This is a genomic window from Aeromonas sp. A35_P, assembly GCF_002259925.1.
GTDB lineage: Bacteria > Pseudomonadota > Gammaproteobacteria > Enterobacterales > Aeromonadaceae > Aeromonas > Aeromonas dhakensis.
In genome coordinates this window covers 1-16,493 of the sequence record NZ_NEVB01000009.1, presented here as the reverse complement: position 1 = coordinate 16,493, position 16,493 = coordinate 1, and the positions used below count along the sequence as shown (strand labels likewise).

Genomic DNA, 16,493 nt, shown 5'->3' with positions numbered 1-16,493 from the left:
GGATAATATTCATCTCGCACACAATGCTCTTGCAGCGCGGAACTAATACAAGGAAAGGCTCATGAAAAAGAAATTGCTGTCATCCCTGATCGGTCTGGCTACTCTGGGTGTGGCTTGCTCTGCCACTGCCGCCATTGACGAAGGCCAACTGACCATCTGGATCAACGGTGACAAGGGATACAATGGTCTGGCCGAAGTAGGTAAGAAATTTGAAGCCGAAACCGGCATCAAGGTGACGGTTGCTCACCCTGATCAGGTGGAAGTGAAATTCCAGCAAGCCGCTGCCACCGGCAACGGCCCGGACATCTTCTTCTGGGCTCACGACCGTTACGGTGAGTGGGTCAAGGCCGGTCTGCTGGTCCCCGTGACCCCGAATGCCGCCACCAAAGCCAAGTTTGAACAGTTCGCCTGGGATGCCATGACCGTCGATGGCAAGACCTACGGTTATCCGGTTGCCGTCGAAGCCGTCAGCCTGATCTACAACAAGGATCTGCTGCCGGAGCCGCCGAAGACCTTCGAAGAGATCGCCAAGATTGACGAGACCCTGAAGAAGAGCGGCAAGCGCGCCATCATGTGGGCCTATGACACCCCCTACTTCAGCTACCCGCTGGTGGCTGCCAACGGTGGCTACGCCTTCAAGAAGACCGCTACCGGTTATGACGTGAAAGACACCGGCGTGAACAACGCGGGTGCCAAGGCCGGTGTCGGCTACATCTCCGAGATGATCAAGTCCGGTCACCTGGAAAAAGGCATCGACTACGGTGTGATGGACGCCAAGTTCAACAAGGGCGAAGTGGCCATGATGATCAACGGTCCCTGGGCCTGGAGCAACCTGGACAAGAGCGGCATCAAGTATGGCGTCGCCTCCCTGCCGACCCTGAAGGGTAAACCGGCCAAGGCCTTCGTCGGCGTGCTGGGTGCCACTATCAACGCCGCCAGCCCGAACAAGGATCTGGCCATCGAGTTCCTGGAAAACTACCTGCTGACCGATGCCGGTCTGGCGCCGGTCAACGCCGACAAGCCGCTGGGCGCCGTGGCGCTGAAGTCCTTCCAGAAGACCCTGGAAGCGGATCCGCACATCAAGGCCACCATGGTGAACGCCCAGAATGGCGAGCCGATGCCGTCCGTGCCTGAAATGAGCCGTTTCTGGTCCTCCTTCGAAACTGCCCTCAAGAACGTGACCTCCGGCCGTCAGAGCGTTGACGAAGCCCTGGATACCGCTGCCAAGCGTATCGTTCAGTAAGCACGCACTACCCGGGAGGCCGCAACGGCCTCCCACTCTCTCAAATCTCTCTTGGCGTTATAAAGGTTAATTGGCATGGAAGTAGTACCTTCTATCGAATCCTATGCCGGTCCGAAGGATAAGCACACCTGGCTTAAGTGGACCATTGCTGCCCTGGTAGCCATCCTCAACGGTTATGCAGCCGTGATGATGTACGCCAGCGGTGAGTGGGTATTCGCTCTGCTTGATCTGGTGGTGGTCTCCGTCGGTCTGTATGTCTTCATGAACAAGAAGACCTATGCCCACCGCTATATCTTCCCCGGTGTGGCTGGCATGGTTGTTTTTATCATCTTCCCTCTTGCCTACACGATCGGCATCGCCTTCACCAACTATTCGGGATCCAACCTGCTCTCCATCGAGCAGGCGCGGGATTACCATCTGAAAAAAACATATAAGGTGGCGGGCGGTGAATTCGATTTCACCCTCCTGGGTGGTGAGAACAATCAGTTTCAGCTGCTGTTGAAACAGGACGACCAATCCTTTATCAGTCAACCCATTACCCTGATGAACAACAAGGCCCGTGAACTGGCTGTCCGCGAGGGCAGGGTGCATGACAAGGTACAAGTTGTTCAGCTGCAACCCCTGGCCGGTGAGGCCGTGGATCAGGTGGCGCCCATCCGGGCCATCGTCGACCACCGCACCCACCTGAGCGCACTCGATCTGGTGCTGCCGGATGGCGGCACCCACCTGACCCTGAGCAGCCTGCGCAAGTTCGCCGCCCAGAAACAGCAGTACACCCGTCTGCTGGACGGCGCCGTGCTCAAGTCCGGGGTGGTGATCAAGGACAGCAACCTGCTGCGTGACAACCAGAGCGGCGAGCTGATGCTGCCCAACGGCGACACCGGCTTCTATCAATACATCGACGAGCAGGGCCAGTTTGTCGGCAAGAGCGTGGCACCAGGCTTCGTGGTGAGCGTGGGCTGGAAGAACTTCGCCCGTATCGTCACCGACCCGGGTATCCAGGCGCCGTTCCTGCAGATCTTCGTCTGGACCGTGATCTTCTCCGCCTGTTCGGTGGGCTTCACCCTGGCCATCGGCATGGTGCTGGCCTGTCTGGTGCAGTGGGAGTCCCTCAAGGGGCGCGGCTTCTACCGGGTCATGCTGATCCTGCCCTATGCCATCCCGGCGTTCATCTCCATCCTGGTGTTCAAGGGTTTGTTCAACCAGAACTTCGGCGAGATCAACCTGTTCCTGGAAGCGGCGTTCGGCATCAAGCCGGACTGGTATACCAACCCCTTCCTGGCCAAGGTGATGATCCTCATCGTCAACACCTGGCTTGGCTACCCCTACATGATGATCCTCTGCATGGGCCTGCTCAAAGCCATTCCGGAAGATCTCTATGAGGCGTCCGCCATGGACGGTGCCGGTCCGGTGCAGAACTTCTTCAAGATCACGGTACCGCTCTTGATGAAGCCGCTGACGCCGCTGCTGATTGCCTCGTTCGCGTTCAACTTCAACAACTTCGTGCTTATCCAGTTGTTGACCAACGGCGCGCCGGACATCATTGGCGCCAGCACCCCGGCCGGGACCACCGACCTGCTGGTGAGCTACACCTACCGGATCGCGTTCCAGGGCTCGGGTGGTCAGGACTACGGTCTGGCCAGTGCCATCGCCACCGCCATCTTCCTCATCGTGGGTGCGCTGGCCTTGCTCAACCTGAAATTGTCCAAAGCCGACAAGCAACTGTAAGGAGGCTTCAACATGGCAATCGTACAACCCAAATCAGTCAAATACCGGGTGTGGGCAACCCACCTGGTGATGTGGGGCTTCCTGGCACTGATCATCTTCCCGCTGATCATGGTCATCGCCATCTCGTTCAGAAACGGCAACTTCGCGGTAGGGGAGATCATCCCCTCCAACCCGACCCTGGATCACTGGAAGCTGGCGCTGGGCATGTCCATCACCAACGCCGACGGCAGCATTACGCCGCCGCCGTTCCCGGTGCTGACCTGGTTGTGGAACTCCATCAAGATCGCGGGCATCACTGCCCTGATGATAGTGGTGCTCTCCACCACCTGTGCCTACGCCTTCGCCCGTCTGCGTTTTCGTGGCAAGTCCACCATCCTGCAGGGCATGCTGATCTTCCAGATGTTCCCGGCGGTGCTGGCACTGGTGGCCATCTATGCGCTGTTCAACAAGATTGGTGACTACATCCCCTGGCTGGGTCTCAACACCCACGGCGGCCTGATCCTGGCCTACATGGGCGGCATCGCCCTGCACGTCTGGACCATCAAGGGCTACTTCGAGACCATCGACTCCTCCCTGGAAGAGGCGGCGGCCATCGACGGTGCCACTCCGTGGCAGGCGTTCCGGTTGATCCTGCTGCCGCTGTCGGTGCCCATTCTGGCGGTGGTGTTTATCCTGGCCTTCATCGGTTCCATTACCGAGGTGCCCATGGCCTCCATCCTGCTGCAGGATGTGAACAATCTGACCCTGGCGGTCGGGGCCCAGCAGTACCTTTATCCGCAGAACTACCTGTGGGGTGACTTCGCCGCGGCCGCCGTGCTGTCGGGCTTCCCCATCACGGTCGTCTTCCTGCTCGCCCAGCGCTGGCTGGTGGGTGGTCTCACTGCCGGCGGCGTGAAAGGTTAACGGTTCATGGCCGGGGGAGCCGACTCCCCCCGCCATCACGATTTGCAAAGATTCAAGAGCGGAGCTCGACATGGCTGAAGTAGTACTCAACAACGTTCGCAAAAATTACGATCCGGCTGTCCACAAGGACACCCTGCGCAATATCAACCTGGCCATCAAGGAAGGGGAGTTCATCGTCTTCGTCGGCCCGTCCGGTTGCGGCAAGTCCACCTTGCTGCGGATGATCGCCGGTCTGGAAGACATCACCAGCGGCGAGCTGACCATCGGCGGTCGCTACATGAACGACGTGCCGCCGGTAGAGCGCAACGTGGGCATGGTGTTCCAGTCCTACGCCCTCTATCCGCACATGAACATCTACGAGAACATGGCCTTCGGCCTCAAGCTCAAGAAGATGGACAAGGAGAACATCCACAAGCGGGTGATGCGCGCCGCCGAGATCCTGGGTCTCGAGCCGCTGCTGGACCGCAAGCCCAAGGCGCTCTCCGGCGGTCAGCGCCAGCGGGTCGCCATCGGCCGCAGCATAGTGCAGCAGCCGCAGGTGTTCCTGTTTGACGAGCCGCTGTCGAACCTCGACGCCGCCCTGCGGGTCAAGATGCGCATCGAGATCGCCAAGCTGCACAAGGAGCTCAACTCCACCATCATCTACGTGACCCACGACCAGGTGGAGGCCATGACCCTGGCCAACCGCATCGTGGTACTGAGCCCGCTCAAGGCGGATGCGACCACCAACCTGGAGCAGTTCGGCACCCCGCTCGAGCTCTACCACAACCCGGACAACAAGTTCGTGGCGGGCTTCATCGGCTCTCCCAAGATGAACTTCCTGGCCGGCGAGCTGGTGGAAATTGGCGAGCAGGAGGCCGTGGTCAAGCTGACCACCGGCGACAGCGTGCGGGTGCGGGTCGATGCGCGCCGCGGCGCGGTTGGCGACAAGGTGGAGCTCGGCATTCGCCCCGAGCACCTGGTGCCGCTGGATCACGCCCATGCCGACAGCCGCGTGAGCGGGGTGGTGCAGGTGGCCGAACACTTGGGGGCCGAATCCTTCGTCTACATGGACGTGGCGGGCCACGACTTCACCGTCAAGGCGAGCTCCGACGTGGACGTGGCCACCGGCCAGCAGTACAGCGTCGGCATTCCGGCCGAGGCCTGCTACCTGTTCGATGCCAAGGAGCAAGCCTTCCCGCGCACGGCCAAATACATCCGCACCTGACAAGGGGCGGCTGCCGAGGTTTCCTTTTCTTTATATTCAATGCCTTTTTGCCGGTCGCAAGACCGGCTTTTTCATTTCTGCCCGGCTGCAAATAGAGCATCGCTTCATGACGATCCCTCCTGCTGGCGGGCCCAGCGCTGCAGGAAGTCGAGCAAGGGCTGGTGGCTGTATGCCAGGTTGCAGCGCAGCCAAGGTGTGGCCGGGGCATCGACCCGAAACTGGCTGCCCGGGGCCAGCAACAACCCTTCGGCCAGCGCCGCTTCACTCAGGGGCAGGGCATCCTGATGGGGCTCAGGGAGCCTGACCCAGGAGAAGAGACCGCCCTGGGGCGGACAGAAACTCTGCCAGCGGATCTGCTCCAGCCCCTGTTGCCAGCGATCACCGGCCCGCAGCAGTCGATCCCGCAGCCGCTGCTGCTCTTTCGGGGTGTCGGGATCCTTGAGCATCCGCAGCACCAGACGCTCGGACAGTTCGGAGGAGGCGATGGCGTTCATCACCTTGTAACGCAGCAGACGGTCGGTGCGCTCCTCGCTCGTCAGCAGATAGCCCACTCTCAGGCCAGGGGCCAGCACCTTGGCAAAGCTGCCGATGTAGATGATGTGCTCCAGACCCGCCAGCGCCGCCAGGGTCGGGGTGGCGCTCTGGGTCAGCGCCGCACTCACGTCGTCCTCGACGATCAGGCAGTGGTGCTGCGCCGTGAGCTGCAAGACCCGAAATGCGGTGGTGGCCGAGTAGCTGGCGCCGGTGGGATTGTGCTGGCGCGGGTTGGTGAAGAAGGCCTTGGGCCGCGCCAGGTGCAGTTGCTCGGCCAGCACGGCGCAATCGGGGCCCTGCGCCGTCCAGGGGACGCCGATCACCTTCATGCCGGCGTGTTGCAGCAGGGTGATGAGGTTGCAGTAGCCAGGATCGTCCACCAGCACTGTGTCGCCTGAGCGGAGTTCCGACTGCACCACCAGTGCCAGGGCCTGACTGGCCCCCTGGGTCAGCAACACCCCTTGCGGATCCACCGGGATGCCGAGCGCCTCGTGGTGTTGCCAGAGGTGCTGGCGCAGCGGCTGCCAGCCTGCCGAGTGACCATAGGCGATGCCGCAGTCGGCCTCTCGTCCCTGCTGGCGCAGGGCGCGTTGCAGGATCTGGGTCGGGTACCACTGGCTGGGCAGCCAGCCACAGCCGGGTTGGACCACCTCGGGGCCCGGGGTGATCCTGTGGTCGGTCAGCCAGCGGGCATCGGGGACCGGCGGCGGCGCCATGGGCGGGGCCAGCGGCGTACGGGCCACATAGTAGCCATCCCCCCGTCTGGCAACGATCACCCCCTGTTGCACCAGCCGGCTGTAACCGTCGGCAGCGGTGAAGGTGCTGATGCCAAGGGTGGCGGCGAGCTGGCGCAGCGAGGGAAGGCGCTGGCCCGGCGCAAGCTCGCGCGCGGCGATGGCCTGCTGGATGGCGTGTATCAGCTGCTGGATCAGGGAACCCTAGGTCGGATCGAGGGAGAGGGAGGGCATACTGTAGTGGCTCTTTGACCTGTACGGCTGGGGTGATTGTTAATGGATTGTATATGTAACGTATCGGGCAAATGCAATAGTGTCGAGCCATCCACCCAGAGGAGAGACACCATGAAACGAGCCCTGTTATTACTCACCGGCCTGCTGTTTACCCAGTCCGTTCTGGCCGCCCCCGTCCTTCGCATCGCGACCGATGGTACCTTCCCTCCCTACAGTACGGTCAATCCGGACGGTTCGCTGGCCGGGTTCGATGTCGATATCGCCAATGCGCTGTGCGCTGAGATGAAGGTGACCTGCGAGCTGAGGCAGTACGACTTCGACGGCATGATCGCGGGGCTCAAGGCCAGAAAATTCGACATGATCGTCGCCTCCATGGCGATCACCGAAGAGCGCCTGCGCCAGATAGCCTTCAGTGACAAGTATCAGGGGGGCTACTCCCGTTTCATGGGGCCTCGCGATACATCCCTGAATGGTGAACCCGCTGCCATGGCCGGCAAGCGGATAGGCGTGCAGCTTGGTTCCATTCAGGAGAACTATGCCAAGGATGTCTATGGCAAGGCGGGGGCCGAGGTGCGCACCTATGGTTCGGCAGAGCAGGCCTGGCTGGATCTGATGGCGGGTCGGCTGGATGCCATCGTGGTGGAAATCGGCGTCGGCATGGAGTTCAAGAAGCGGGAAGGGGCGGCCGGGTTCGACTTCTTCGGTCCAAGAATGAATGACCCCGCCTACTTCGGGACCGGCTCAGGCATCGCGGTGCGCAAGCAGGACGCCCGCCTGCTGGGGGAGGTCAACAAGGCGCTCGGTACCCTGCTGGCCAACGGCACCTACAAGCAAATCAACGACAAGTACTTCGATTACAACCAGTACGAATAAGGGAACAGGATGAAGGAGATCAAACTCCCCCTGCCCGGCGGCACGCCGGGCAGTCAACGGGTGTTGCAGGCTTGGGAATTTGGCAGCAGTGGGCCCCTTGCCTATCTGCAGGCGGGTCTGCATGCCGACGAGTTGCCCGGGGTGCTGGCCCTGCATCGCCTGCGCCAGCATCTGATGGCCTTGGAGCAGCAGGGAGTCCTGCTGGGGCGCATCCGTCTGGTGCCCCAGGCCAATCCCATCGGCCTGTCCCAGTGGCATCTGGGGTTGCATCAGGGGAGATTTCTGGCCGCCACCGGACAGAACTTCAACCGGGGATATCCCTTGCTGGTGGAGGAAGGGGAGGCAATACCCACCCACCTGACGGCGCGGGATCTGTTGCTGGCCAGGCTGGCCGAGCGGCATCCCAGCGGTGAACTGATGTGGCTGCAGCACACCCTGTTTGGCTGGGCACTGGAGGCCGATCTGGTGCTGGATATCCATTGTGACAGCGACGCCCTGCTGCACCTCTATGGCCACGCTCGCCAACGTAGTCAGATAGAGCGTCTGGGGGCTTGTCTCGGGGCCGGGGTGATGCTGCTTAGCGAGCAGGCGGGGGGCATGTCTTTTGATGATGCCTTGCTGCAGAACTGGTATGCCCTGATGGAGGGGCCACAGGTGCCGGTCGCGGTGACGGTGGAGTTGAGGGGGCAGCAGGATGTGGCCGATCATCTGGCCGAGCAGGATGCCCGGCGGCTGCTGGCCTGCCTGGTGGCGTCTGGCTGGATTGATCCCGCATTCAGGATGCCTGTCGATCCGCCCGTCAGCACGGCGGGCAGGGTGACGCCACTAGCTGCCGTGGAGGTGATCCCGGCCCCGGCGGCCGGCATCCTGAGCTACGAGGTTGCCCCCGGGGATCGGGTGCTGGCAGGGCAGCGGGTCGGCTGGCTGACGGATGTGCAAACCGGGGAGCGTATTGCTCTGACCGCGCACCACGGAGGCCTCTGTTACGCCAGGGTACTTAACCGGTTGGCGTGCGCCGGGGATGAGGTGATCTTCCTGGCCGGTGAGGTAGCCCATCGGGAAGGGTACTTGCTGGGGCTGTGAATGGCTACCCGGGTTTGGTGCGCTGCGTTGGCAGGCCAGCCAGAGCGGCTGGCCGGGTCAGGCGTTATCAGTGATCGTCTTTGTCATCGAGGTTTGCGGTTATGTCCGGCACGAAGTGTTGGCTGGTAAGCGGCGGGCGCTCGTAACCTTCGGTGCTGATGGGGGGCAGCTCTATGTGTTCATAGTGGATCGCCTCGTAGGGCACCTTGCCCAGCAGGTGAGAGATGCAGTTGAGGCGGGCGCGGCGCTTGTCGTCCGCCTCCACCACGAACCAGGGGCAATCCTCGGTATCCGTGTAGGTGAACATGTCATCCTTGGCGCGGGAGTATTCGACCCAGCGTGAGCGGGATTGCAGGTCCATCGGGCTGAATTTCCAGCGCTTGATGGGGGTACTGATCCGCTCCTTGAAGCGCTTCTCCTGCTCCTCGTCGCTGACCGAGAACCAGTACTTGATGAGGGTGATGCCGGAGCGGATCAGCATCCGCTCGAACTCGGGGCAGGCGCGCAGAAACTCGCGATACTCGTTGTCGCTGCAAAAGCCCATCACCCGCTCGACCCCGGCCCGGTTGTACCAAGAGCGGTCGAACAGCACCATCTCGCCCGCAGAGGGCAGGTGGGCTACGTAGCGCTGAAAGTACCACTGGGAGCGCTCGCGGTCCGAGGGGGCGGGCAGCGCCGTGACCCGGCAGACCCGGGGGTTGAGGGGCTCGGTGATCGCCTTGATGACGCCCCCCTTGCCGGCGGCATCGCGCCCCTCGAACACTACCACCACCTTCAGCCCCTCCTGCTTGACCCATTCCTGCAGCTTGACCAGCTCCTCCTGCAGATGGGCCAGGTGGTGCTCGTAGGTCTTCTTGTTCAGGCGCGGGCGCTTCTTGCTCTTGTCCTTCGGCATGATTGTCTCCTTATTGAGTCCTTTCCAGATTGCACCAGGCAGGCGTTACTGCCAAGGGGGTCGTGTTACACTGCCGCCTCACAAGCCGCCGGCAATAGAAAAACATGACGCCAGTGATGGCGATTTGCACTGCCGTCTCATCACCGGCTGTTGGCAACAGGAGAAAACATGAAGCAAGTTATGGAGATAGCGGGCCGCCAGATGGCCTATCTGGACGAGGGGCAGGGCCCGGTCGTGCTGTTTGGTCACAGCTACCTGTGGGACAGCGCCATGTGGGCGCCCCAGGTGGAGGCCCTCAAGGGGCAGTACCGCTGCATCGTGCCCGAGTTGTGGGGCCACGGTGATTCCGATGCGCTGCCCGAGGGGGGTTGCACCCTGGCGACCCTGGCCCGCGATCACCTGGCCTTGCTCGATGCGCTCGGCATCGACGAGTTCGTGCTGGTGGGGCTCTCCATCGGCGGCATGTGGGGTGTCGAGCTGGCGCGCATGGCGCCTGCGCGCCTCAAGGGACTGGTGCTGATGGACAGCTTCGTCGGCCTTGAGCCGCAGATCACCTGCGAGCGCTACCTCGGCATGCTGGCCATGATCGAGCAGCTTGGCACCATCCCGGCTCCCATCGTCGAGCAGGTGGCGCCGCTGTTCTTTGCCGACCAGCCGGATGCCGCCCTGATGAGCGGTTTCAAGGCACGCCTCGCCGCCTGGCCGGCCGACAAGGTGGCCGCCATGGTGGCGGTGGGACGCAGCTTCGTGACCCGCGAAGATCGCATCGAGTGGTTGGAGGAGGTCTCGGCCCCCGCGCTGGTGATGACCGGTTGCTAGGACAAGGCCCGCCCTGTGCTGGAAGGCTACCTGATGGCCGAGGTGCTGGGCTGCCCGTTCAAGGAGATCCCGGCGGCCGGCCACATCGCCTCGCTGGAGAACCCCGCTTTCGTCAACGGCGAGCTGGCTGAGTTTCTGGCCCGCCTGTGACAGTGTTCTCTGCCGGATAGAAAGAAAAGGAGCCATGGGCTCCTTTTCTCTTTGCTGCGGGGATGGCCGGGGAGTTACCAGATATAGCCAAGCCCCAGCCCGGCATAGAGCTCCCCCTGATGCTGGACGAGGGGGCTGTCCGCGATGTCGCCGTCATAGCGCTCGTAGTTGATGCCAAAGCCGCCGATCCAGTTGGCGTTGAAGCGATAGCTGCCGATGAGGGAGACCATGGGGGAGAGGGTGGTGCCCGTGTTCCACGCCGGCCTGTCCGCCCTCGCTTCATCTTGCGAGACACCGCCGAAGTAGTAGTTGGCGAGGTTGTGGCTGCGCAGCATGACGCCGGCCCCCGGCATCAGCAGCAGCGGGCCGCGGATGATGGGGAAGTTGGCCCACAGCATCAGCTCCTGGCCATTGCTGGTGCCGGTCACGTCGCTGGTGGCCCGCACGCTCCAAAGGGCATAGGGGGTGATGAGATCGGCCCCGACCCCGGCTTCGAACTCCCCCTTGCGCTTGTCGAGGCCGTGCAGGAAGGGGTCATCATCCGGATCCAGATTGCCAAAGCGCATCCGGCCGAAGGCGTAGGTGGAGAGGCCGCCATTGCGGCTCAGGTAGTAGCGGGCCCGATCCCCCAGATACATCAGGTTGTCGCCAAAGTAGAGGGCGCCCGGGATCGGCAGCAGGGTGTCATCCTGATGCTGGTAACGGGCCTGACCGCCGATGACGGCCCCGCCCAGCACCAACCCCTTGGGGATGGGGCTGTCGGGGCTGTCGCTGGAGAAGGCGCTGAGCGCCCCGATATCGAGATCGGCCCGGGCCGGCAGGGTGGTCAGGAGCAGGGCTGCCAGCCCCGTCCGTGTAAGCATTCGCAATATCTTCATGGACACTCCGTTGTCATCGATGGCCTGCCACGACTATCGCACTATTTGGGCACGGCGGGCAGATCTTCTCGCTTGGGCCAGGCATTGAGCACCGCCTTGACTAGGGTGGCGAGGGGGATGGCGAAGAAGACCCCCCAGAAGCCCCACAGACCGCCAAACACCAGCACGGCAACGATGATGGCCACCGGATGCAGGTTGACCGCCTCGGAGAAGAGCAGAGGAACCAGCAGATTGCCATCGAGGGCCTGGATCACCAGATAGGCCACCATCAGCCAGGCAAACTCCGGGGTGAGCCCCCACTGGAACAGGGCCACCATGGCTACCGGTACCGTCACCGCGGCGGCGCCTATGTAGGGGATCAGTACCGAGAAACCGACCGCCACCGCCAGCAGCGCCGAGTAGCGCAGCCCCATCAGGGCGAAAGGAATATAGGTCGCCACCCCGACGATGAGGATCTCGATCACCTTGCCGCGGATGTAGTTGAGGATCTGCTCGTTCATCTCCACCCAGACCCGGTTGACCAAAGTGCGGTTGCGCGGCAGAAAGCGGCGCAGCCCCCCCATCAATATCCCTTTGTCCTTGAGCATGAAGAAGACCATCAAGGGTACCAGGATGGCGTAGATGAGGATGGCCACCACGTTGATGAGGGAGCCGAGGGAGGCGGTGACCAGGTGCTCGCCTCCGCTCAGGATGCGTTGGCGCATGTTGTCGATGACGGTCTCCACCAGGCTGACATCGACCAGCTCGGGGTATTTGTCCGGCAGGGTGCGCACATAGTCCTGGGCATGGGTCAGCATGGCCGGGGACTCCTTGGCCAGGTTCAGCCCCTGGCTTGCCAGGGTCGGGATAAGGCCGAGAAACGCCATCGCGATCAGGGCGATGAACAAAAGCAGGATGAGGCTGGTGGCCAGGGTGCGGGAGAGCCCGACCCGCTGCAGCCGGCTCACCGGCCACTCCAGCAGGTAGGCCATCACCAGCGCCACCAACAGCGGCGCCAGCAGGTCACCAAACAGCCAGAGCACGGCGAAACAGGCCACCAGCAGCAGAAACAGGGTGACGGCATCGGGATCGGAGAAGCGGGTCTGATACCAGCGTTTGATGACTTCTAGCATGACGACATCCTTTACGTTACTGGGGCTGGCTGTGGTGCCTGGCCCCGACCACCAACTGCAAAGAGAGGGTATTGTCCGGCGCTTCCTGCAAGGTGAAGGGGTAACCCTGGCGTTGCAGATAGGCGGGAATGTCCTGCCGGGAACCGGCATCGGCCAGCCGGATGGAGAGGGCTTGACCGGTTTTGGCCTGGCGCAGCCAGAGCTTGAGCCGGATCAGCGGCTCGGGGCAACGCCAGGGGGTCAGGTCGAGGTGTTCCATGCAGGCTCCATCGCGCGTGAGGCGGTTATTATGGCCGTGATGAGGGCGCGAAACAACGCTTGTAGCCCTTGATGGGCAAGGGTATTCTGCCGGTGTCCCGGTAGGGTCTGATTGGAGATAGAGATAACGTGGCACGCTTTTCCCCCCTGATGGCATCGCTCCCCCTGCTGGCTTCCCTGATGGGCGCCACTTTCCATGCCCAGGCCAGCAACCAGCTTCCCGATATCGGCACCGCCGGGGTGGCCGCCCTGCCCATCGAGCAGGAGGTGCGCTACGGCAACGCCTTCATGCGCTTTGCCCGGGCCGGTTTGCCGATCATAGATGATCCCGTGCTGAGCCAGTACATCGACGATCTGGGTCAGCGACTGCTCTCCAACGCCGACGGGGTGCGTTTCCCCTTTACCTTTTTCCTCATCAACGACCCCAGCATCAACGCGGCCGCCTTCCTCGGCGGGCGGGTCAAGGTGCACACCGGCCTGTTTCTCTATGCCGACAGCGAGAGCGAGCTCGCCTCGGTACTGGCCCACGAAATCACCCACGTGACCCAGCGCCACATCGCCCGCTACATGGAGGCGCAGGCGAGCAGCTCCGCCATGACCCTGGCCGGGCTGGTGGGCTCCATTGCGCTGGCGGTGATCAACCCCACCGCGGGGATCGCCGCGCTGCAGACCACGCTCGGTCTCTCCATGCAGTCGGCCATCAACTACACCCGCGACAACGAATACGAAGCGGATCGGATCGGCATGAAGACGCTGTATGACGCCGGCTTCGATCCCATGGGCATGGCCAACTTCTTCCAGAAGCTGGCGGCCGAGTATCGCTACGCCAGCAAGCCGCCAGAGATGTTGCTGACTCACCCGCTGCCGGAGACCCGGATCAGCGAGGCGCGCGCCCGGGCGGGCAGTTATGGCCGTCGCAATCTGCCGGCCAGCCTCGACTTCTGGCTGGCCAAGGTGCGTATCCAGGTGCGTTATGGCACCGAGAGCCCGCAGGCCCTGCTCACCTATTTCGACAACCGGTTGCAGAAGGGGGACTACCCGCTCAAGGATGCGGCCACCTACGGCAAGGCGCTGGCGCTGCTGCAGCTCAAGCGCACCGACGAGGCCGACGCCCTGATGCAGGAGCTGGCGACCCGCCATCCGGAAGATCTGTTCGTGGTGGATGCCCTCACCGACATCGACTTGGCCAAGGGGCGCAGCGCCCAGGCCATTGCCCGGCTCGAGAAGTTCCGCACCCGCATGCCGGACAACGAAGTGGTGGTGGTGAACCTCGGCAACGCCTATCTGGAAGGGGGCAACTACAAGAAGTCCATCGCCATTCTCGATCCCTATGCTCGCGAGCACGAAGAGAACAACCTGGCCTGGAGCCTGCTCTCCGATGCCTATCGCAAGGCGGGCAGGATGACCGATCTGCACATGGCACGCGCCGAGATGCTCTCCCTGCGCGGTGACTACCAGGCGGCCATCGACGAGCTGATCGTGGCGCGCGGCACCACCAACGACAAGTTGACCCTGGCCCGGCTGGAGGCGCGTATCACCGAGCTGGAGCGGGCCAAGAAGGATCTCGACAGCCTCAAGGGCTGATGGGCCAGCGGCTCTCGTTCACGACAAGGGCGCACCTGGGTGCGCCCTTGTCGTTGATGCAGGCGGTTGATGGCAAAGACCATGGTAGATGGCGGGAAAGCCAGCCGGCTGGCGCCGCCTGCGCCGTTGGCATCAGTGGGCCATTGGTTTGACGGAGGCCCTGAGGGCCTCGAACTGCGACGGGGTGAGCTCCCCCACCAGGGTCTGCAGGAGTTTTCCTTTACCATCGAGCAGGTAGCTGGTGGGCAGCCCGGCGGGGCGGGGGAAGGGGAGGCTCGCCTCCTGGCGGGCGATGAGCAGCGGCACCCTGATGCGGTACTGCCCGGCCAGTTGGTCGAGCTCGGCCGGCGTGGCCGGGTCGTAGTTGACCATCACCACGGCGATCTCTCCCTCCCGTGCCAGCGCCTCCAGCTGCGGCAGCTCCCGCAGGCAGGGGGCGCACCAGGGGGCGAAGTAGTTGACCAACAGCGGTTTGCCGGCAAAGTCGGCCAGGGCCGCCGGCTGGTTCTTGCTGTCGGTGAACTGGGGCGCCGGGCTGCAGGCCGTCAGCAGGCCGGCCACAATCAGCCAACAAATTCGTTTCAATTCCTGCACTCTCGCGCTTACCCTGACCATCAGTTTCCCCTACAATAGCGCCGTTTCTTGTCCCATCTTGCGATTAATCAGGGAGTTATCATGAGCGAGACCCAAATCTACCACAATCCGCGCTGCTCCAAGAGCCGTGAAACCCTGGCCTTGCTGGAACAGCACGGGATCGCCCCGGCTGTGGTGCTCTATCTGGAGCAGGCCCCGAGCGAGGAAGAGATCCGCACCCTGCTGAGCCAGCTGGGATTCAGCGATCCGCGCCAGCTGATGCGCACCAAGGAAGATCTCTACAAGGAGCTGGGCCTGGGCGAGGTGAGCGGCGACGCCCCCATTCGCGCCATGCACCAGTATCCCAAGCTCATCGAGCGGCCCATCGTGATCAAGAACGGTCAGGCTCGCATCGGCCGCCCGCCCGAGCAGGTGCTGGAGATCCTCAAGTGAGCACCCGCTTCGCCCGTCTGCTGACCCTGGTCGGCTTTTTCGGCCTGCTGGGCTGGGTGCTGCTGTGGCACCTCTGGCTCTCGCCCCACCCGGATCTCAACTCCTGGCTGCTGCCGGTGATCTGGACGGTGCCGCTGCTGTTCCCGCTCAAGGGAATCGTGCAGGGCAACCCCTACACCCACGCCTGGGGCAACTTCGTGCTGATGCCCTACTTCCTGCACGCCCTGACCCTGATCACCACGGATGAAGGGGAGCGTTGGCTGGCGGTGGTGGAGCTGGTGTTCACCGTGCTCGCCTTCATCGGCACCATCTACTACGCCCGTCTGCGCGGCCGCGAGCTGGGGCTGAGCATCCGCAAGAAAAAGGATGCCGACCGCTGACTTTGTACCCTGGTTGACGGGGGAAGCACGGATTGGGGTTGTCGCTGCGACCACAATGCAGAGCGCGCACCCAAATGAAAAGTCCCTGCCATGGCAGGGACTTTTTTATGGCCGGCAGGGCCGCAGTTGCGCTTGCCGTTCGTTTAGAAGTTGATGGTCAGCTGGGGCGATTTGACCGGAGTTGCCTCCGAGGTATAGACATATTTATCGTAGTAACTGGCATAACCCGGGTCGAGCGCGAAACTCAACCTTGGCTGTTCATAGACATCGCCACTCCCCGTTTTTGCCCTGTCCAGGGCGGCATTGAACAAGTCAGTGACATCAACCCAGGCCACCTGTGCATTGGAGTAGGTGATTTTATCGCTGAACTTGGGCCGGCTCTCTTTCCAGCTGTTTTGTCGCATCGCCCAGGTTGAGGCGTTGGCGCTGAAGAAGTAGTAACTCCAGTAACTGGAAATATATACGGTGCCGGGATCGTACTGCTCAATTCTCAATGAAACCGAGCTCGGTTTTCTGTTGCCATATTTGGCGACATATTCACCCAGGTTGAATGAGAGAAAGCCCCAAGTCATGGCAGGATTATAAGCGCCATCGGCTCCCATGGTCAGCTGAGTGCTTTGCGTCTGGCTAACCTGTTTTGGCTCATAAGTGTAATAAGCCATGTCTTCATCGGCAAAGATGGCATAGGTGCCATCACTTCTGACCTCATGCGGCTTGTTATATTCTCCTTCGGCCGCGCAATAATTCTTGATGGTAACCTGATTTGCTGGTGTGCCGAGGCGAATATCAAGGCCTCGCTTGGGTGTCAGCGTGATATTGCCCAATTGACCGGAGTTGATCAGGCGCTTAGGG

The 16,493-nt window shown here is 62.3% G+C and carries 15 protein-coding genes and 3 pseudogenes; 10 read left to right on the top strand and 8 right to left on the bottom strand.

Translation table 11 applies throughout. The annotated features are described in order from the left end of the window. The first annotated feature begins 61 nt into the window (after positions 1 to 61). The 4 genes from malE to CAK78_RS00800 all read left to right on the top strand — a co-directional run bounded on the left by malE (position 62) and on the right by CAK78_RS00800 (position 5,081). Positions 62 to 1,243 carry a maltose/maltodextrin ABC transporter substrate-binding protein MalE gene (gene malE / locus CAK78_RS00815; RefSeq protein ID WP_005299593.1) on the top strand — a complete coding sequence of 394 codons (1,182 nt, stop codon included), beginning with the start codon at positions 62 to 64 and terminating at the stop codon, positions 1,241 to 1,243. Positions 1,244 to 1,318: 75 nt separating this feature from the next. After that, positions 1,319 to 2,971 carry a maltose ABC transporter permease MalF gene (malF, locus tag CAK78_RS00810; protein ID WP_094696061.1) on the top strand — a complete coding sequence of 551 codons (1,653 nt, stop codon included), beginning with the start codon at positions 1,319 to 1,321 and terminating at the stop codon, positions 2,969 to 2,971. Positions 2,972 to 2,983: 12 nt separating this feature from the next. Beyond that, positions 2,984 to 3,874 carry a maltose ABC transporter permease MalG gene (gene malG, locus CAK78_RS00805; RefSeq protein ID WP_005299600.1) on the top strand — a complete coding sequence of 297 codons (891 nt, stop codon included), beginning with the start codon at positions 2,984 to 2,986 and terminating at the stop codon, positions 3,872 to 3,874. Between the two features lie 70 nt (positions 3,875 to 3,944). Continuing rightward, complete coding sequence (locus CAK78_RS00800) at positions 3,945 to 5,081, top strand: ABC transporter ATP-binding protein (protein ID WP_010634371.1); 1,137 nt, start codon at positions 3,945 to 3,947, stop codon at positions 5,079 to 5,081. Between the two features lie 104 nt (positions 5,082 to 5,185). Here CAK78_RS00800 and CAK78_RS22940 read toward each other — a convergent pair whose 3' ends face one another. After that, entirely contained in the window at positions 5,186 to 6,391 is a 1,206-nt protein-coding gene (locus CAK78_RS22940) for an aminotransferase-like domain-containing protein (protein ID WP_141214095.1), read from the bottom strand. 24 nt (positions 6,392 to 6,415) lie between these two features. After that, positions 6,416 to 6,511: pseudogene (locus CAK78_RS23305) on the bottom strand (hypothetical protein); the annotation flags it as partial. 183 nt (positions 6,512 to 6,694) lie between these two features. Between CAK78_RS23305 and CAK78_RS00785 the strand changes: the two are divergent. Both CAK78_RS00785 and CAK78_RS00780 read left to right on the top strand, forming a co-directional pair. After that, the gene (locus CAK78_RS00785; protein WP_094696058.1) at positions 6,695 to 7,456 is read left to right on the top strand and encodes a transporter substrate-binding domain-containing protein; all 762 of its coding nucleotides are present in this window, start codon (positions 6,695 to 6,697) and stop codon (positions 7,454 to 7,456) included. 9 nt (positions 7,457 to 7,465) lie between these two features. Then, positions 7,466 to 8,539, top strand: a complete 1,074-nt coding sequence (locus CAK78_RS00780) for a succinylglutamate desuccinylase/aspartoacylase domain-containing protein (protein WP_094696057.1) — start codon at positions 7,466 to 7,468, stop codon at positions 8,537 to 8,539. A gap of 67 nt (positions 8,540 to 8,606) precedes the next feature. Here the strand turns inward: CAK78_RS00780 and ppk2 are convergent, their stop codons facing one another. Beyond that, the gene (gene ppk2, locus CAK78_RS00775) at positions 8,607 to 9,434 is read right to left on the bottom strand and encodes a polyphosphate kinase 2 (RefSeq protein ID WP_094696056.1); all 828 of its coding nucleotides are present in this window, start codon (positions 9,432 to 9,434) and stop codon (positions 8,607 to 8,609) included. Between the two features lie 168 nt (positions 9,435 to 9,602). On the opposite strand from ppk2, the pseudogene CAK78_RS00770 reads away from it, so the two are divergent. Beyond that, positions 9,603 to 10,403, top strand: a pseudogene (locus CAK78_RS00770) (alpha/beta fold hydrolase). 74 nt (positions 10,404 to 10,477) lie between these two features. On the opposite strand, the gene CAK78_RS00765 reads toward CAK78_RS00770, so the two are convergent. From CAK78_RS00765 to CAK78_RS00755, 3 genes are read right to left on the bottom strand one after another with little or no spacing between them, the layout of a single operon-like run. Beyond that, complete coding sequence (locus CAK78_RS00765) at positions 10,478 to 11,266, bottom strand: MipA/OmpV family protein (protein WP_017765973.1); 789 nt, start codon at positions 11,264 to 11,266, stop codon at positions 10,478 to 10,480. 56 nt (positions 11,267 to 11,322) lie between these two features. Beyond that, a complete protein-coding gene (locus CAK78_RS00760; RefSeq protein ID WP_094696055.1) occupies positions 11,323 to 12,393 on the bottom strand; it encodes an AI-2E family transporter in 1,071 nt (356 codons plus the stop codon). A gap of 16 nt (positions 12,394 to 12,409) precedes the next feature. Continuing rightward, positions 12,410 to 12,652 carry a sulfurtransferase TusA family protein gene (locus CAK78_RS00755; protein ID WP_094696054.1) on the bottom strand — a complete coding sequence of 81 codons (243 nt, stop codon included), beginning with the start codon at positions 12,650 to 12,652 and terminating at the stop codon, positions 12,410 to 12,412. Positions 12,653 to 12,780: 128 nt separating this feature from the next. Between CAK78_RS00755 and CAK78_RS00750 the strand changes: the two genes are divergently transcribed. Beyond that, entirely contained in the window at positions 12,781 to 14,235 is a 1,455-nt protein-coding gene (locus CAK78_RS00750; protein ID WP_369597502.1) for a beta-barrel assembly-enhancing protease, read from the top strand. A 132-nt stretch (positions 14,236 to 14,367) separates the two neighbouring features. Here CAK78_RS00750 and CAK78_RS00745 read toward each other — a convergent pair whose 3' ends face one another. Then, positions 14,368 to 14,850, bottom strand: a complete 483-nt coding sequence (locus CAK78_RS00745; protein ID WP_094696053.1) for a TlpA family protein disulfide reductase — start codon at positions 14,848 to 14,850, stop codon at positions 14,368 to 14,370. A gap of 60 nt (positions 14,851 to 14,910) precedes the next feature. Between CAK78_RS00745 and arsC the strand changes: the two genes are divergently transcribed. Further along, the gene (gene arsC / locus CAK78_RS00740) at positions 14,911 to 15,261 is read left to right on the top strand and encodes an arsenate reductase (glutaredoxin) (protein WP_094696052.1); all 351 of its coding nucleotides are present in this window, start codon (positions 14,911 to 14,913) and stop codon (positions 15,259 to 15,261) included. Further along, a complete protein-coding gene (locus CAK78_RS00735; RefSeq protein ID WP_094696051.1) occupies positions 15,258 to 15,641 on the top strand; it encodes a DUF2069 domain-containing protein in 384 nt (127 codons plus the stop codon). Before arsC ends, CAK78_RS00735 begins: the two co-directional genes overlap by 4 nt. A 143-nt stretch (positions 15,642 to 15,784) precedes the next feature. Here the strand turns inward: CAK78_RS00735 and CAK78_RS00730 are convergent. Continuing rightward, positions 15,785 to 16,493, bottom strand: a pseudogene (locus tag CAK78_RS00730) (hypothetical protein); the annotation flags it as partial.

Coding starts and splice junctions, on each gene's coding strand:
- malE (WP_005299593.1), top strand. CDS start 62: ATGAAAAAGAAATTGCTGTCATCCCTGATCGGTCTGGCTACTCTGGGT.
- malF (WP_094696061.1), top strand. CDS start 1,319: ATGGAAGTAGTACCTTCTATCGAATCCTATGCCGGTCCGAAGGATAAG.
- malG (WP_005299600.1), top strand. CDS start 2,984: ATGGCAATCGTACAACCCAAATCAGTCAAATACCGGGTGTGGGCAACC.
- CAK78_RS00800 (WP_010634371.1), top strand. CDS start 3,945: ATGGCTGAAGTAGTACTCAACAACGTTCGCAAAAATTACGATCCGGCT.
- CAK78_RS00785 (WP_094696058.1), top strand. CDS start 6,695: ATGAAACGAGCCCTGTTATTACTCACCGGCCTGCTGTTTACCCAGTCC.
- CAK78_RS00780 (WP_094696057.1), top strand. CDS start 7,466: ATGAAGGAGATCAAACTCCCCCTGCCCGGCGGCACGCCGGGCAGTCAA.
- ppk2 (WP_094696056.1), bottom strand. CDS start 9,434: ATGCCGAAGGACAAGAGCAAGAAGCGCCCGCGCCTGAACAAGAAGACC.
- CAK78_RS00765 (WP_017765973.1), bottom strand. CDS start 11,266: ATGCTTACACGGACGGGGCTGGCAGCCCTGCTCCTGACCACCCTGCCG.
- CAK78_RS00760 (WP_094696055.1), bottom strand. CDS start 12,393: ATGCTAGAAGTCATCAAACGCTGGTATCAGACCCGCTTCTCCGATCCC.
- CAK78_RS00755 (WP_094696054.1), bottom strand. CDS start 12,652: ATGGAACACCTCGACCTGACCCCCTGGCGTTGCCCCGAGCCGCTGATC.
- CAK78_RS00745 (WP_094696053.1), bottom strand. CDS start 14,850: ATGGTCAGGGTAAGCGCGAGAGTGCAGGAATTGAAACGAATTTGTTGG.
- arsC (WP_094696052.1), top strand. CDS start 14,911: ATGAGCGAGACCCAAATCTACCACAATCCGCGCTGCTCCAAGAGCCGT.